The organism is Xanthomonas euvesicatoria, from assembly GCF_013112235.1.
GTDB classification, from domain to species: Bacteria; Pseudomonadota; Gammaproteobacteria; order Xanthomonadales; family Xanthomonadaceae; genus Xanthomonas; species Xanthomonas euvesicatoria.
In genome coordinates, this window is record NZ_JABFFS010000001.1 from 3,030,462 (window position 1) to 3,046,444 (window position 15,983).

The window sequence follows — 15,983 nt, forward strand, 5'->3', positions numbered from 1 at the left end:
CCGGTGCCGTCAGTTGGAGTGTTTGGCGTGAGGCGCCAGCGCCTGCACTGCGGCGCCGGCGTTGACCTGCAACTGCCCGTCGGAAACTTTGCTGGTGCGCTGCATGAGTTCGCGCAACGCCTTGGCATCCATCGACGGTTGCAGCGACAACAACAGCGCGGCCATGCCGCTGACATGTGCGGTGGCCATCGACGAGCCGGAGGTGAAGTCGTAGCGGCCGTTCGGTTGCGTGGTCAGGATGTCCTTGCCGGGCGCGCTGAGCACGCCGGGCATGGCCGGTGTTGCGCTGCTGCTGCGCACGACCAGCACGCCGGGTACGTCATTGGGAAAGCCATCCAGGCGCCCGTTCGGTGGCATTGCCGCCACCACGATGCGGCCCTGTTGCACCAGCTGCTGCAGCATCTTACTCAGCAGCGGATCGGCGGGGCCACCCAGGCTCAGGTTGATCACGCGCGCTGAGCTGTTGTCGATCGCCGCCAGCGCCTTGGCCAGGGTGAAGGTATTGCACCGTGCGGTGGCGCCGACCGTGGGCGCGTACCAGCACGCCTTGTAGATACTCAGCATGGCCTTGGGTGCCATGCCGACGATGCCCTGGTGATTGTTGCTGCCGGCGGCAATGATGCCGGCCACTTCGGTGCCGTGCGGATCGGTGCTGGTCTTCACCGGTGTGTCGTCGACCAGATCGTGCACGTCGCGGATGCGCGCCTTCAGATCGGGGTGGTTGGTGTCCACGCCGGTATCGACGACCGCGATCACCACGCCGCGGCCCTCGGTCACGGTCTGTGCGCTGGCGGCATCGGTGTCGATGAAGCCGCGTTGCATGTCCACGTACGGGTCGTTGTAGCTGGACAGCGCGGTCGTCTTTTCCGACGCATCGGTGGAGAACACCGAAAAATCCTGCACCGGCTGCACCAGCTCCACGCCTTCGTCGTCGGCCAGCGCACTGACCAGTTCATCGCGCGAGACGCCCGGCGGCGGCTGCAGCACAGCGCAATACAGGCCCAGCGAGGTGATCGGCCAGGCCGAGACTTCGCGCAATTTGTAGCGCTGCTTGATGCTGTCCATGCGCGCGGCAGCCTTCTGGCCGGCACCGTAATAGCTGGATGCGTAGCCGATCAGGCTGGAGCCGGCGCGGGCTGGCGGCGCGGCGAGCGGGTTGGCCACCGCCAGCAGGATGTCGCGGCTGCCATCGGGCGTTTGCGCATCGGCCAGTGGCGGGGCGGTGCCGGCAACATCGGTCGCCGGCTCCTGGAGGGCTGCGGCCGCGTGCGCGTGGGAGGTCGCGCCCAGGCCGGTGAACGCGGCGATCAGGCCAATGGCGAGCAGGCGCTTCATGGGGCCGAGACGATCTCCGCCAGCCGGATGCCCGGGGTGGCGCGTAGTTGCTGCACGGTCTGCTGCGGTTGGACCGGGGGCTGCGGTGCGGCAGGCACCACGGTGTAGGCGCCCATGTCGTTCGGGCCGCCGACCACCTGCAACTGCTGCGCATGCAGCAGCCGGTCCCAGTCGGCCACGGTCATCTTTGCGTCCGGCACCACGCGGATGGCGCCCTGCGGCACCGGCAGGGCCGCCACGCTGCTGAGCGTGCGGTAGTCGTGCGATGGCGCGGGCGAGGCCAGCTTGACGCCCATCACGCCCAGCCCGATGGCCTGGACCAGCGCCGCGGCGGCCAGGGCGCGTACCGTCCAACTGCCGGAGCGGCGTGCGGCCGGCACGCGCGCAGGTGCGCTGTGCTGCTCCGGTGCATCCAGGCGGCCGAGCAGGCGTTGCAGACCGGCGTTCGGGTCCAGTTGCACTGTCGACGGCAGCGCCAAGGCCTGGCGCAGGCGGTTCTGCTGGGCGAATTCGGCGCTACATGAGGCGCACTTGGCCACGTGCGCGATCAGCCAGGTGTTTTCTTCCTCGGTGGCACTGTCCAGCAGCACCGCCGGCATCAATTCCCAGGCGTGCGAGCATTCCTTGCCAGGCGCGATGAAAAACGTCTTCATTGCATGGTCTCCGTGTAAGGGGCGCCGCCGGCCAGGCCGGGCAGCACATTGCGTAATTTGACCCGGGCGTGGAACAGCCGGGCTTTGATGGTGCCAACCGGGCACTGCATGATGTCGGCCACTTCCTCGAGCTTGTGGCCGACGCCGTAGACCAGTTCGACCACCAGGCGCTGGTCCGGCGACAACCGCTCCATGCCCTTGTCCAGCCAGTCGCGCAGTTCGCGGTCGTCGTTGTCGTCGGCACTGGGGGCGTGGTCTTCCACCAGGGCGGTGTCGTCGATGGCTTCGCCGTCATGCTGGCGCAGGCATTTGAGTCCGCAGCGGTAGGCGATGCCCATGATCCAGGTGGAGACCTGCGAGTCGCCGCGGAAGTCGCCGGCCTTTTGCCAGGCGATCCAGAAGCAATCGTTGATGGCCTCTTCGATGATGTCCGGGCGGCGGGTCAGCCGCGACAGGAAGCGGCACAGCCGTCCGTGATAGCTGTGGTACATGCTGGCCAGCGCGTCGCGATCGCCCCCGGCCATGCGGCGCAACAGCATGCGGTCGGTGGCATCGCCCAGGGTGTCGGTGTCATTCATCGGTGCAGGCATGGCGGGTAACCCACGTCAGTGCGCGCAGGCAGGCAAAAGGTTGCGTGTGGATCAGAAGGTTCTGGCGACCGTGCCCAGCCACGGCATGTCGCCGGGGCCGCCCTGCATGCGCGGGGTATTGCCGCTGGTCAGGATGCGCTCGGCTTTCAGTGTCCATCCGGCGCGGTTCCACTTCAGGCCCACCTGGCCGTACTGATAGCGGCCCGAGCGCGCTGCACCGTAGGCCATGGCCGGAAAACGCGACGAACCGGCACCGAGCGACAGGCTGACATCGTTGCGCAGCGGGACGTTGGCGGTGATGTCGAACGCCACGTTCCACGGCGACCGGTCGGCCCGCGGGAAATTGAAGGTGGACAGCGAAAACGTCAGCAGGTCGCGGTAGGACCAGGCCAGGCTGGCTTCCTGGCGGTCGAAGGTGCGCGTGGCGCGGTCGGTCGGGTAGCCGTAGTAGAGCAGGCTGGCCTGCATCTGCCAGCGGTCGTCCAGCATCCAGGCGCGCCCGACCTGGGCGGTGACCGCGACCGGATCACTCCAGGCGGGGGACTGCAGCGCCACCGAGGTGGAAACCGACCAGCCGGGGGCGGGCAGCCAGTAGCCTGCGGCCTGCACGGTGACCTTGTTGGGCGCGATCGAGATACCACGGTCGATCAGGCTGGAGGTTAGCGCCACTGCACCGCCGAAGTCCTTGGCCAGGGCGCTGCCGCAGGAGCCGGCTGCCAGCGCGAGCAGCAGCCACTGCATCAGCGCGCGGTGCCGGTGTGGTGGGCGGCGCACCCGCGGTTGGCCTGGTTGCTGGGCGGATAAGGCCGGTTGCGCCTCGCACCGTGGGTGGCGTGCGGCACTGTCCAACAGTGCGCCCACGCAGAAGATCGCGCGGGCGAAGTGGCGTCGCGGTCGGGAGGGGAGCGGCTTGGAAGCTGGAGCGGTCGGCAATGGCGTGGGCGGGTGTCAAACAGGGACGCGATGGTGCCCCAGGGCGGCGAACGAGACCACCGCGGCGGCGGCGATTGCGTCCGTATACGCGAAGGCACCGCGTCGGGCAACGCGAATCCATCCGGGCCGGCCGGTCGCGGCCGCCTGCAACGCCTGGCTGTGCAGGCGGCCGACGGACAGGCTGCCACGGCTGGGCGATTGGCGCGCCATGCGTCCGCCCCCTCGGGCGACGACGCGCCATGCCGCAGTGGCCGCCCCTACTTCAGGGTGTTGAGGTAGGCGATCAGTGCGTCGAGCTCCTTCGGGTCGTCCAGGCCGTCGTACTTCATCTTGGTGCCCGGCAGCGCCTTGGACGAGGATTGCGACAGATAGGTCTTGAGCTGGGCCGGAGTCCAGGTCCACTTGCTGTTCTTGAGCGCATCGGAATAACCGCCGAAGTCTGCGACGGTACCGGCAGGGCGGCCTGCCACGCCGAACAGCGACGGACCTTTCTTGTTCTTGCCCGGTTTGACGCTGTGGCATTCACCGCATTCGGTGAGGAAGACGCCGGCGCCGTCGGCAGCGTAGGCCGAGGGCATGGTCAGTGCGCCCGCCAGCATCAGGCCGGCCAACGGGGCGCACAACACGGAGAGTTTGCGTGGTGGGTTCATGTGGATCCGTACAGGTGCGGGAGGGATCAGAAGGCCAGATTGACCGACAGGGTGAAGCTGTCGAGATCGCGCGGATTGGTGATCGGCGGGCCACGGAAGACGTTGGAGGTGCTGCCGTTGAACTTGTCGAAACGGAACCAGCCGGCGGACACGCGCAGGTTGGCCATCGAGGTGTAGGTGCCGTCCTTGCCGAACGGGGTCCAGTACAGCAGGATCAGATTGCTGGTGGTGTCCGGGATACCCACCGGCGAATAGCGCGCCGCATCGAACGAGCCGCTGTTGATCATGTGCGCGGCCAGCACGCCGTAGGTCTGCTTGAAGGCGTAGTTCATGCTGAGGGTCTGATCGCGCACGCTGCCCCGGTCCAGCGCCGGCATGGTCGGGTCGGTCGACATCAGCGGGCTGCCGTATTTGCGACGCTCGTAGATGTTGACGTAGGCCAGCGACAGCACGTGCTCGCGGGTGCCGAGGAACTGGTAGGTCAGGTCGTAGCCCAAATCGGTGAGGTCGTCGCTGGGCCCGGTGCGCAGCGGCTGGCGGCGGGTCGTGAGCGCAGTCAGGCCCACCGAGAAGAACTGGCGCTTCATGTCCTTCATGTAGGCAAGACGCGCATAGCTGGTGTCGCTGAGCTTGCCCGGGTCGCCGTTGACCGGCCAGCCGAGGCGGTCCTGCGCAGACGGCGACAGCGCGCTGTAGCTACCCACTTCGCCGTACCAATTGCGGTCGTACAGGCCGTAGACGCTTGCACCGATGACGCGGTTGGACAGCGCCGAGGAGCTGAGCATGGTGGAGGCGCCGCCATTGGAGGCAGGGGTAAGCGTGGAGGCGTTCGGCAACACGTGCACCGGGTCGGAAATGCCCGGGTTGTTGTTGACGCTGACACCGATCATGGTGTCCTTGCCCGCCATCTGGAACGGCTTGCTGACAAAGCGCAGATCGACATCGTCCAGGCGCGTATCGAACGTCGCATTGCCGCTGTTGTTGGAGCGGATCTTCGAGTAGCCGCCGATGTTGTCGTTGAGGCGGCCGCCCAGATACAGATCGGCTTCGCGCAGGCGCGAGGTGCTGTCGCCGCGGCTGGGGTTGTTACGCGACCAGGTGAGCTGGCCGGACACCGGGATCTTGGTGCCCTCGCCATCGGTATCGGTAAAACCGCCGAGCTTGAAGCGCATGCCGTAGGGCGTGAGCGAGGGACCATAGGAACCGACATGGCAATCGGCGCAGGACGAGCCGGTCTGGCGCGCGAACGAGGGAATCGCCTGCGCCTGCGTACTGGCCAGTAGCAACAAGGGGCCGGACACGCACAACAAGGACGTCAGGGAGGCGGTACGCGCGGCAGTGCGACGCGGAGCGGGCTGGGGCATGGGCATGGAAAGTCCTTGTTCGACGGTGCGGGAGGCAGCGGTGCGGGAACGGGCGAGGAAACGAATGACAGACGGCGGGGTGCGGCGGCTCATGCGCGCTTGCCCGGCAACACGCGGCGCAACAGGCCGTCGCGCAACACCAGGTGATGCCAGAGCGCGGCGCCGATATGCAGCAGCACCAGCGCCAGCAGCGCCCAGGCCGCATTCAAGTGCCAGGTGCCCAGGCTGTCGCCGAGGTCGCCGTCCGGCGCGACCAACGCGGGCAGGGGGATGCCGAAGAAATACACCTGCTTGCCGTAGGCGCTGCTCAGCGACCAGCCCAGCAATGGCAGCGCGAGCATCAGGCCGTACATCGCCACATGCGTGGCACCAGCGGCCAGGCGCATCGGCAGCGATGCGGGTGGGCCGGGCGGCAATCTGCGCAACCGCAGGCGCAACCCGATGCGTAACGCAAACAGCACCAGGACCAGCAAGCCAAAGTGGCGGTGGCCTTCCAGCAGCCACTGACGCAGTGCGCGGCCATCCAGCTCGGCGCGCAGCAGGATCAGCGTGGCCGCCATGGCCAGGCACAGCACGGTGAGCCAGTGCAGCACGCGCATCGCCTTGGGCAAGGGCAGCACGCGCGCAGCTGCGGGCGCCTGTTCTGGCAGGGGCGCGGTGTCTGTGCCGTTGACGGGAGCGCTGGCGGGCGCAGGGGGGGAGGAACGCATCTGATCTGTCTTCCGGTGGTGGTCGTTGGTTCCGGCTGCGCGCTGCGCTGCCAGGCCTGGCTCCCCACGCCGGCCGAACGGCGGCCAGGTGAACGTGCACCGATGGGTGCGGCGATGTCGGAAAAAGGTTGCGTCGCCGTGGCACCTGGTTCGCACGTGCTGCACACCGAAGCGCTGCGACGCGGTCGGCTGCGCTTGCGCGCACAGCGCTTCGCATGGCCCCGAGCGCGCGCAACCTTTCGCGCAACCCGACGCACTCAGGCATGTCGCACTACGTGCAATCAGCGGTTACGCCTCTCCGATCATGGCTATCGAACGCATCCAGTTGCATACCCACGGTGACGATCGCGGGCTGCTCATTTCATTGGAGCAGCAGCGCAATGTTCCGTTCGAGATCCGCCGTGTGTATTACCTGTTCGGCACGCGCCACGACGTGCACCGCGGCCAGCATGCGCACCGCCAGCTCAATCAATTCGCCGTGGCCTTGCACGGCTCGGTGACGATTCTGCTCGACGAAGGCAACGGCAATGGTCCTAGCGAAGTGGTGCTGGACGACCCGTCGCAAGGCCTGCTGCTCGGCCGCATGGTGTGGCGCGACCTGTACCGCTTCAGTGCCGACTGCGTGCTGATGGTGCTGGCCGACCAGTTTTACGACCCTGGCGATTACATCCTGGATTACGACCAGTTCGTGAGCGAAGTGCGCACTGGCGCCGCGCTGCAAGCCTGCAGGCTGGAAGCATGAGCGTACCGAGGCAACTGGTGATTGTCGGCGCAGGCGAGTTCGCGCAGATCGCGTGCGAGTACTTCCAGCACGACAGCCACTACAAAGTGGTCGCTTTCAGTGTGGAGCGCGATTTTCTGCTGCAGACCACCGTGGCCGGCTTGCCGGTGGTGGCGTACGAAGAACTGGAACAACGCTATCCGCCGCACGACTATGCGGTGTTCGTGGCGATTCCGGCAACGCAACTCAATCGCCTGCGCACCCGTTTTTTTCAGGATGTGGTGCGGCGCGGCTATTGCTGTGCGACGTACGTGAGCTCACGCGCGTTCGTCTGGCAGAACGCGCAGATCGGCGCCAACTGCTTCATCTTCGAGGGCAACGTCGTCCAGCCGTTCACCCGCATCGGCGACAACTGCGTGTTGTGGAGCGGCAACCATATCGGCCACCGCACGGTGGTGCAGGATCATGTGTTCATCGCCTCGCATGCGGTGATTTCCGGCTATTGCGAGATCGGGCAGGGCAGCTTCATCGGGGTCAACGCCACGCTCAGCGACAAGGTGCGGATTGCCGCGGACAACGTCATCGGTGCCGGCGCGCTGGTGACGCGACATACCGAAGCCGAGCGTGTGTACGTGGGTTCGCCGGCACGCGCGGTGGCGGGCAGATCCAGCTTCGATGTGGAGCTCTGAACGGTGTTTGCCTGGAACAAGCGCGGCTTGGTGTTCGACGTCGCACGCCACGGGGTGGGCGGCTGGATGCACCATGCCGCACTGACGCCAACACCGCATCGCCTGTCTGCTCAGGTGCTGCGGGTGTACGCCGGCTTTCGCGATGCGCAGGGCGTGAGCCGGATCGGCTACGTGGATGTGCGCGCCGATGCGCCAACGCAGATCGTCGGCGTCAGCAAGCAGCCGGTGCTCGACATCGGCCGTGACGGTTGTTTCGACGACAACGGCATGATCCTGGGCGATGTGGTGGCCGGGCCGGACGGGCTGTACCTGTTCTATGTCGGCTTCCAGCGCGTGGCCAAGGCCAAGTTCCTCGCCTTCACCGGTCTGGCGGTCTCCTGCGACGGGGGCGAGAGCTTCCAGCGTCGGCAGGAAACGCCGCTGCTCGATCGCGCCCCCGGTCGCAGCACGATTGCCGCGGTGCATTCGGCACGCTACGAAGAGGGCCGCTGGCGATTGTGGTACGCGGTGGGCGATGACTGGGAAACGATCGGCGGCCAGCCATATCCGCGTTACCACATCCGCTACGCCCAGACCGACGACCTGCGCTGCATCCCCACCGACGATGCTGTGTGCCTGCGTCCACGTGGCGACGAATACCGTATCGGGCGTCCGCGCGTGTACCGGCTCGGCGAGCGCTATCTGATGTATTTCACCCGCGGCGACCTTCAGGGTGGCTACTTTCCCGGCATCGCCTTCAGTGGCGATGGGGTGCACTGGGAACGCGACGACCGCCAGTTGGGGCTTGCATTGTCCGATGACGGCTGGGATGCGCAAATGCTGTGCTACCCCGCCTTGATTCAGCACGGCCAGCGCGTGTTGATGTTCTACAACGGCAACGCGATGGGGCAGGCCGGCTTCGGCCTGGCAGAGGCGGCGTTGCCGGTTGCGTTACAGGGCGGCCATGTTTTCGGTTAGGTCTTACATGCCGGGCGATGCGTTCGCGTGGGATGCCCTGGTGGCGTCATCGCGCAATGGCAATCTGCTGCATCGGCGTGACTATATGGACTATCACGCCGAGCGCTTTGTGGATGCGTCCCTGCTGGTCCAACGTGGGGACACGGTGGTGGCGGTGCTCCCGGCCAATCTGCAGGGCAGTTGCGTCAGCAGCCACGCCGGGCTCACCTATGCCGGGCTGCTGTCGTCGATGGCGCTACGTGCCGGCGCCACCTTGCAGGTGTTCGAGCAGATTGCCGCGCACTACCGCGCGCTTGGCGTACGCGAGGTCATCTACAAGCCGGTGCCACATATCTTCCATGCGTACCCGGCCGAGGAAGAGCTCTACGCACTGCATCGGCTTGGCGCGCAGCTGTGCCGGCGCGACTTGTCGTCGGTGATTGCACTACGCGAGCGGCCTGCATTCAGCACCGAGCGGCGGCGTTCCATTGCCAAGGCGCGCAAGGCCGGCGTGCAGATCCAGCGCGGGACCCAGCTCGATGGATTCCATGCGCTGCTGACCCAGGTTCTGCAGCGGCATGGCGTAGCACCGACGCACCGGCTGGATGAGCTTCAACTGCTGCAACGCCGGTTCGCGCAGCAGATCGTGTTGCATGAAGCGCGCGCTGATGGACAACTGGTCGCAGCCGCATTGGTCTTCGACTTCGGCCGCTGCGTGCATACCCAATACCTGGCGGTCTCCGAACAGGGGCGCCAGTTGGATGCGTTGAGCCTGCTGCTGGCCGACCTGATCACCGATGTCTATGCGCAGCGCGAATATTTCAGTTTCGGTATCTCCACCGAACAGGGCGGGCAGGTGCTCAACGAAGGCCTGGTGGAACAAAAGGAACGCTTCGGCGCGCGCGCCGTGGTGCAGGATGTCTATCGATGGTTGATGTAATGGATGTGCCTTTCCTGGATTTGCGTGCAGTCAATGCGCGCTATGCGGATGAACTCAAACTCGCAGCGGCACGCGTGATCGATGCCGGCTGGTATGTGCTCGGTCAAGAGCTGGCCGCGTTCGAAGCCGAATTCGCCAGTTATTGCGGCACCACGCATGCAGTCGGCGTGGGCAATGGGCTGGATGCGTTGGCGTTGATCCTGCGCGGCTATCGTGAGCTGGGGGTCCTGCGCGAAGGTGACGAAATCATCGTGCCGGCCAACACCTTCATCGCGACATTCCTGGCGATCAGCCAGAACCATCTGGTGCTGGTGCCGGTCGAGCCGGACCCGGTCACTTTCAACATCGACCCGGCAAGGGTGGAGAAGGCGATCGGGCCACGCACGCGCGCCATCATGGCAGTGCACCTGTATGGGCAATTGGCCCAGATGCAGGCTCTGCAGACCCTGGCCCATCGCTACGGCCTGCTGCTGATCGAGGATGCCGCGCAAGCGCACGGGGCACGCGCACAGGGGCGGCGCGCCGGTGCCTTCGGCGATGCGGCGGCATTTAGCTTTTTCCCGACCAAGAACCTGGGTGCACTGGGCGATGGCGGCGCAGTCACGACGTCGGATGCACGTCTGGCCGAGTGCATTCGCGCGCTGCGCAACTATGGCTCGGAAGTGAAGTATCACCATCTCTGCCAGGGGGTGAACTCGCGTCTGGATGAAATGCAGGCTGCTTTCCTGCGCGTCAAGCTGGGCTATCTGGAGGACGAAATCGCGCTGCGGCGTGCAGTGGCACAGCGGTATCTGCACGGCATCTGCAACCCGCTGATCGTGCTGCCCGCGCCGGTGGCAGAGCAGCAGCACGTCTGGCATCTGTTCGTGGTACGCAGCCCGCAGCGCGATGCCTTGCAGGCACATCTGTTGCGGCAGGGCATCCACACGCAGATTCATTATCCGGTGCCGCCGCATCGGCAGCCGGCATACGCCACCCTGGGCGAGGCGTGCCTGCCGCTGAGCGAACAGCTGCATCGGGAAGTGCTGAGCCTGCCCATGGGGCCGGCGCTGGACGATGCAGCAGTTGCGCACGTGATCGCGGCCTGTCAATCGTTCGGCAGCGACACATGAATCTCGTGCGCAGCAGCGCCTACACCGGCGTTGCGACGCTGGCCAAGCTGCTGGCGGCGTTGGTGGTGGTCAAGCTGGTCGCCGTCTACGCCGGGCCGCAGGGCGTGGGCCGGCTTGGCCAGTTCCTCAACCTGATGTCGGTGCTGGCGGTATTGGCCGGTGGCGGCATCAGTGCCGGCGTCGTCAAGCATGTCGCGCAGTACCGCGACGATGCGCCCGCGTTGGCGCGCTTGCTGAGTGCGGCGCTCTTGTACGCATTCTGCGCGGCCTGCGTGATCGCGCTGCTGGCGATGGCGTTCAGTGGAGCCATTGCTGAGCGCCTGCTGGGCGATGCGAGCTACCGTCCGCTGATCTGCGTGTTGGCAATCGCGCAGCTGGGAATCGCATTGCTCAACTACATACTGGCGCTGATCAACGGCTTCATGGACGTGCGGCGGCTCGCCTTCGTGCAAGTGACAGGCGCCGTGCTGAGCGTTGCCTTGGTGGCGTGGCTTTCAAGCCGGATGCAACTATACGGGGCGCTGCTGGCGCTGGTCCTGGGTCAGGTACTGTGGCTGCTGGCTGCGGTTCCGGCACTGCGGCGTAGCCCCTATTTTCAGCCTGCCATGTGGCGGATGCGCTTGGATGCGGAGATGACCCGTCGGCTGGCGGCATTTTCGCTGATGACGCTCACCTCGACACTGGTGCCACAGCTGGCGACCATCCTGGTGCGCGATCATCTGGCGCTGCAATTCGGCTGGGAGCAAGTGGGCTACTGGCAGGCGGTGAGCCGGGTCTCCGATGCCTATCTGCTGTTCTTCACTACCGCCATCAACGTGTACTATCTGCCCAAATTGGCGTCGCTGCAAGGCGCTGCGGGGCTGGGCAGCGAGCTGCGCAGCGCGTATCGCTATGTCATGCCGGCGGTGATCGTGGCGGCGCTGGGCGTGTATGTATGCCGCGATTGGGCGACCCGGCTGCTGTTTGATCCCCAATTCGCCGCGGCGGCGCCCTTGTACGGCCCGCAGCTGCTGGGCGATGTGATCAAGATCGCGGCGTTCGTGCTGTCGTATGTGATGGTGGCCAAGGCGATGACGCGGCTGTTCGTGATTTCCGAATGCGTGTTTGCAGCGAGCTATCTGGCGCTGGTGTACGTGTTCACCGCGCAGTTCGGGCTGATCGGCGCGATGTACGCGTTTGCAGCAAACTACGTGCTGTATCTGTTGTTCAACATCGTGGTGGTGCGGCGCTACCTGGAGCGGGCGGCATGAACGATCAGGCACCTGTATCGGCACGTGCACGCTGGCCGTTGGTGTCGGTACTGATTCCGGCGTTCAACCATGAGCATTTCGTGCAGCGCTGCCTGGACAGCGTCCTGGAAGATCCGTATCCATGCAAGGAAATCGTGATCATCGACGATGGCTCCAGCGATGCCACCGGCGAAAAGATCAGTCAATGGATCAGCGATCATGGGCATCGGCTACCGGTGCACTTCGTGCAACGCGAGAATCGGGGGGTTGCCGCCACGCTCAATGAACTGGCCTTGCGTGCGCGGGGAGAGTATCTGCGGCTTGGCGCAAGCGACGATTATCTGTTGCCCGGCGGGCTGGACGCGCAGGTGCGCTATCTGCGCGGACATCCGCAAAAACTTGCGGTGATCGGCGATGCCTGCGTGGTCGACGCGCATGGGCAACTGTTGCATGGCAGCGCCATGCGCGATCTGCATAAGGTCGACAAGGGCTTGTATCGCTGCGAATCCGGCATCCGGCATGCGGTGATACGGCGGTGGGCAGTCAGTGGCGCGGTGACGCTGCTGCGACGCAGCGCCTTCGACGCGCGCAGCGGGTGGGACGAGTCGCTAAGAATCGAAGACTGGGATTTTTTCCTGCGCCTGGTTGCAGCCGATGCGCTGGGTTTCATCGATCTGCCGGTATGCGCCTACCGCTTGCATGGCAGCAACCTCAGCAAGACCGCAAACGTGCCGGCACGCATCGCCAACCTGCGCGAATCACGGCAAGTGGCGTTGCGCTGCGCACCGTTATTCGAAGAGCCCGATTGCACACTGCTGCATGCGCAGGCGCGCTACATCGCTGCCAAGGTGGAATTCCTGCGGCGCCGGCCGCACCGGGTGGCTGTGCATCTGGTGGCCTACGCATGGTTGTCGCTGTCTGCCAGATGGCGTCCGAAACGTACTGCGCGTGCGGTGGAGCTTGCATGAGCACGCTGTTGCGCCGCCCGGCGACATATCTGGCCGTGCCGATGCTGCTCAGCTGCGCGCTGACGTGGCTGACCTATGCGCTACCCGATGGCTACCTGGAAGGCATCGTGCTGCTGGCGCTCGCGGCAGCGGCCACCTTCTCGCTCGATACGGTGCTACGCACGCAGGTGCCGTCGGTCGAGCGCTTTCGCCACTACCGTTACGCCGGTACCCGCGATGCATTCCTGGCGATGGTACTGGCCGCGGCGGTGACGGTGTTCTGCATCGCCGACCTGGTGCTGTTTCCGATTCCGTTGTTCAGCGATCCAGCGTCGTACGCCACCTTGACCCCGTTGCGTGCGCATGTGCGGCACATCTCCAATATGTGCTGGATCCTGCCGCCGATCGCCCTGTTGTGCGTACGCCATCGTGGGCTGCGTGCGGCGATGGTGACGTTGGGATTCGTGTTTCCGATCGTGGTGATCGATCGCAACCGCATCTTCGCTGGCCTGTTTTCGTTCGTGCTGGTGATGCTGCTGCGGCGCGATCCGGCGCGTCGGCTGCCGTGGAAGACCATTGGCCTGCTCGTGCTGGCCGGCGGTGGCGTGTTTTCGATCCTTGGCGCGTTGCGCTCCGGTTCCCTGGCCACCGTGGCGTTGCCGTTCAGCGCGTTCTACCGTGCCATGCCGCAGGGCGTGCAATGGTTGCTGCTCTACATCAGCGCAGGGCCGTATAACTTCGGTGCGATGCTGGCAAAGGGCTACCTCAACGCCAGCTTCCTGATCAATCAACTGGTGCCGTTCAGTGGTTCGATTTCCACCGCCGGGACCAGCATTCCGCTGGATGCGCCCAACATCAATGTAGGTACCGAGTTCTTTCCGTTCTTGATGGCGTGGGGCGCTGCCGGTGCCTTGCTTGCAATGTTGGCCCTGTACGCCGGGCTGGTCTGGAGCGTGCGCCGCCTCAATGGCTCGCTGTCGATCTTCCATGTGCTGATCTTCCTGCGTATGGCCTACGCCTGCCTGATGTCGCCCTTCGCGCCACAGGCGTTCACATGGACCAACTTCGGCTTTATCGCGCTGTGCCTGGTGCTGCATGCCTGCACGGTGCTGCTGCCCAACCGCCTGTCCGCACATCCGTCTGCCGCGTGAGCGGGCAGCACGTCATTCATCGCCCCGTTGCAGAGCCACGCCCATGAATCAACACGACGAAATCTATCTGATCGACCTGTGGCGCATCCTGCGCCGGGAATGGCGCTGGGCAGTGGCAGCGCTGGTGGTGGTGCTGGGCCTGACCTTCGCCTTCACCCGCCTGGCCAAACCGCAATGGGAGGCAACCGCGTGGATCCAGGTTGGCGAAATCGGCCCGACTCCTGCTGGCCGCGACCCCAAGGTCGAACCGTTTCAGCGCGTGATCGATCGCATGAAAACGCGGCTGTTTCAGGATGCGGTGTTGCGTCAGGCGCAGGTGCCGCTCGATAGCCGCGCCGCGCAGCTGTATCGCGGCAGCCTGAAGCCGGACCCCGACCCTTACGCCAATCTGATCGGTGTGACCATCCGGGCTGAATCGGCGCAGCAGGCGCGCACGCTGGCCACGGCCACCGTGACGCAACTGCAGATACTGCACGGTGACACCAATGCAGCTGCGCTCGATCTTGCGCGCGCCCGCCTGCAGGGCTTGAGCGAGGATCTGCGCGCGGCCACCAGCCATCGCGAGCAGCTGCAGCGGCAATTGCAGGCCGGGCAGGGAGGGGCTTCCGCCACGCCGACACAGGTGCTGGCGGGCGTGTTGCTCACCGACAGCAACACCACGATTCGCGCCTTGAAGACCGAGCGCGACGACCTCGTCGCCCGGCTCACCGCGCGCTACACCTACCAGACCTCGCTGGCGTGGCCGCTGTACGTGCCCGACCGCCAGGCGTATCCAAATGCGATCACCGTCTGGGCGGCCGGCCTGCTGGCCGGCGCAGGGCTGGGCGTGCTGGCCGCGGTGCTGCGCAATGCGGTGCGTCGTCGTGCGCGGACTCCTGCACACGCTGGTGTGTGACGCTGCAGTGGTGCCTCGGCGCAATCTGGGGAATGCGTTCTCGCATGCAGCAGGCGCCGGGTGATACGCGAGCGAAAGCGAGACCGTGCATCGCGTGCGGCGCGTTTGGCCAATGCATGCATCTTGGGTGTGATTGCCTGTGCCAGCTCGGCCACCATCCAGTGCGCTGCAACCAAACCGGCAACATCGCGCACTCACGGGTCTATCAAGCGATGCCGCATCGGTGGCGTTGCGACCGGAGAGTGTGTGGTGAAAACAATAGGACGGGTGTGGGAGGCTGCGCATGTCGTCACTCAGTGAGCATGCGGCGCGGGGCGGCACGGTCGCGCCGGAGCAACTGCTGGAAACGCAACGTGCCTTCGACAGCGTTGCTCCCGACTACGATGGTCCCCGCGGCAACAACGCGCTGATCCAGCGCATGCGCACCACGCTGTGGGACACCGTAGCGAGCGAATTGCCGGTGGGGTCGCGGCTGATCGATCTGGGCTGCGGTACCGGCCTGGATGCTGGCGAATTCGCGCGCCGCGGATACTCCGTGCTGGCCACCGACTGGTCGCCGGCCATGGTCGAGCGCACCCGCCAGCGCGCTGCCACGCACAGCCTGCAAGAACGCCTCACCACCGCGCATGTCGGCATCCAGCAACTCGATCGGCTGGAAGGCAGCTTCGATGGCATGTACTCCAACTTCGGCCCGCTCAATTGCGCGCCGGATCTGCCGGCCGTCGCCGCACAGTGCGCGCGCCTGCTGCGCCCGGACGGCTGCCTGGTGTTTTCGGTGATCGGGCGGATCTGCCCGTGGGAAATCGGCCATTACGCCTTGCGTGGGCGCCTCAGGCGCGCGGCGGTGCGTGCCGCCAAAGGCGCAATTGCGGTGGGCATGAATGGGCACACCATCTGGACCTGGTACCACCTGCCGCGCGAGTTCTACCGCGCATTCGAAACGTACTTCGTGCTGGACAGCTACCGCGCCTTGAGCCTGTTCTTGCCGCCGCCGTATCTGGTGGAGTTTTGCGAACGCAATCCACGCCTGTCCGAGCGCCTGGGGCGCTGCGACGACCGGTGGGGCGGGCTGCCGCTGCTGCGCGACATGGGCGATCACTTTCTGATCGTGATGCGCAAGCGCTGAGT

General features: G+C 65.6%; 17 protein-coding genes. 10 read left to right on the forward strand and 7 right to left on the reverse strand.

The genetic code is table 11. The features are described from left to right. Positions 1 to 9 precede the first annotated feature (9 nt). The 7 genes from HLH45_RS13165 to HLH45_RS13195 all read right to left on the reverse strand — a co-directional run bounded on the left by HLH45_RS13165 (position 10) and on the right by HLH45_RS13195 (position 6,235). Positions 10 to 1,335 carry a S8 family peptidase gene (locus tag HLH45_RS13165; protein ID WP_008574949.1) on the reverse strand — a complete coding sequence of 442 codons (1,326 nt, stop codon included), beginning with the start codon at positions 1,333 to 1,335 and terminating at the stop codon, positions 10 to 12. After that, a complete protein-coding gene (locus HLH45_RS13170) occupies positions 1,332 to 1,988 on the reverse strand; it encodes a zf-HC2 domain-containing protein (protein WP_008574950.1) in 657 nt (218 codons plus the stop codon). The genes HLH45_RS13165 and HLH45_RS13170 overlap by 4 nt, the downstream gene beginning before the upstream one ends. Beyond that, a complete protein-coding gene (locus HLH45_RS13175; protein WP_007964109.1) occupies positions 1,985 to 2,578 on the reverse strand; it encodes a sigma-70 family RNA polymerase sigma factor in 594 nt (197 codons plus the stop codon). Before HLH45_RS13175 ends, HLH45_RS13170 begins: the two co-directional genes overlap by 4 nt. Before the next feature lie 51 nt (positions 2,579 to 2,629). After that, the gene (locus tag HLH45_RS13180; RefSeq protein WP_033478919.1) at positions 2,630 to 3,352 is read right to left on the reverse strand and encodes a TorF family putative porin; all 723 of its coding nucleotides are present in this window, start codon (positions 3,350 to 3,352) and stop codon (positions 2,630 to 2,632) included. Between the two features lie 416 nt (positions 3,353 to 3,768). After that, complete coding sequence (locus HLH45_RS13185; protein WP_011347070.1) at positions 3,769 to 4,161, reverse strand: c-type cytochrome; 393 nt, start codon at positions 4,159 to 4,161, stop codon at positions 3,769 to 3,771. A gap of 26 nt (positions 4,162 to 4,187) precedes the next feature. Continuing rightward, positions 4,188 to 5,531: a hypothetical protein gene (locus HLH45_RS13190; protein ID WP_031422239.1), complete on the reverse strand. Its 1,344-nt coding sequence runs from the start codon at positions 5,529 to 5,531 to the stop codon at positions 4,188 to 4,190. 83 nt (positions 5,532 to 5,614) lie between these two features. Next, positions 5,615 to 6,235 (reverse strand): cytochrome b, encoded by a 621-nt coding sequence (locus HLH45_RS13195; protein WP_170922856.1) that lies wholly within the window; start codon positions 6,233 to 6,235, stop codon positions 5,615 to 5,617. Between the two features lie 304 nt (positions 6,236 to 6,539). On the opposite strand from HLH45_RS13195, the gene HLH45_RS13200 reads away from it, so the two are divergent. From HLH45_RS13200 to HLH45_RS13245, 10 genes are all read left to right on the forward strand, one after another. Then, entirely contained in the window at positions 6,540 to 6,977 is a 438-nt protein-coding gene (locus HLH45_RS13200) for a sugar 3,4-ketoisomerase (RefSeq protein ID WP_008574961.1), read from the forward strand. Further along, on the forward strand, positions 6,974 to 7,645 hold the full coding sequence (locus HLH45_RS13205) for an acetyltransferase (protein ID WP_008574962.1): 672 nt from the start codon (positions 6,974 to 6,976) through the stop codon (positions 7,643 to 7,645). Before HLH45_RS13200 ends, HLH45_RS13205 begins: the two co-directional genes overlap by 4 nt. A gap of 3 nt (positions 7,646 to 7,648) precedes the next feature. Then, positions 7,649 to 8,602 carry a glycoside hydrolase family protein gene (locus HLH45_RS13210; protein ID WP_008574963.1) on the forward strand — a complete coding sequence of 318 codons (954 nt, stop codon included), beginning with the start codon at positions 7,649 to 7,651 and terminating at the stop codon, positions 8,600 to 8,602. A gap of 7 nt (positions 8,603 to 8,609) precedes the next feature. Beyond that, positions 8,610 to 9,521 carry a GNAT family N-acetyltransferase gene (locus HLH45_RS13215; RefSeq protein ID WP_008574964.1) on the forward strand — a complete coding sequence of 304 codons (912 nt, stop codon included), beginning with the start codon at positions 8,610 to 8,612 and terminating at the stop codon, positions 9,519 to 9,521. Continuing rightward, complete coding sequence (locus HLH45_RS13220) at positions 9,509 to 10,633, forward strand: DegT/DnrJ/EryC1/StrS family aminotransferase (protein WP_077708885.1); 1,125 nt, start codon at positions 9,509 to 9,511, stop codon at positions 10,631 to 10,633. Before HLH45_RS13215 ends, HLH45_RS13220 begins: the two co-directional genes overlap by 13 nt. Next, positions 10,630 to 11,883: an O-antigen translocase gene (locus HLH45_RS13225; RefSeq protein WP_008574967.1), complete on the forward strand. Its 1,254-nt coding sequence runs from the start codon at positions 10,630 to 10,632 to the stop codon at positions 11,881 to 11,883. The genes HLH45_RS13220 and HLH45_RS13225 overlap by 4 nt, the downstream gene beginning before the upstream one ends. After that, positions 11,880 to 12,830 (forward strand): glycosyltransferase, encoded by a 951-nt coding sequence (locus tag HLH45_RS13230; RefSeq protein WP_008574968.1) that lies wholly within the window; start codon positions 11,880 to 11,882, stop codon positions 12,828 to 12,830. The genes HLH45_RS13225 and HLH45_RS13230 overlap by 4 nt, the downstream gene beginning before the upstream one ends. Next, positions 12,827 to 13,960 carry a hypothetical protein gene (locus tag HLH45_RS13235; RefSeq protein ID WP_008574970.1) on the forward strand — a complete coding sequence of 378 codons (1,134 nt, stop codon included), beginning with the start codon at positions 12,827 to 12,829 and terminating at the stop codon, positions 13,958 to 13,960. The genes HLH45_RS13230 and HLH45_RS13235 overlap by 4 nt, the downstream gene beginning before the upstream one ends. 43 nt (positions 13,961 to 14,003) lie before the next feature. Further along, a complete protein-coding gene (locus HLH45_RS13240) occupies positions 14,004 to 14,855 on the forward strand; it encodes a Wzz/FepE/Etk N-terminal domain-containing protein (protein WP_008574973.1) in 852 nt (283 codons plus the stop codon). Between the two features lie 283 nt (positions 14,856 to 15,138). Next, positions 15,139 to 15,981: a class I SAM-dependent methyltransferase gene (locus tag HLH45_RS13245; RefSeq protein WP_008574975.1), complete on the forward strand. Its 843-nt coding sequence runs from the start codon at positions 15,139 to 15,141 to the stop codon at positions 15,979 to 15,981. The last annotated feature ends 2 nt before the right edge of the window (positions 15,982 to 15,983 follow it).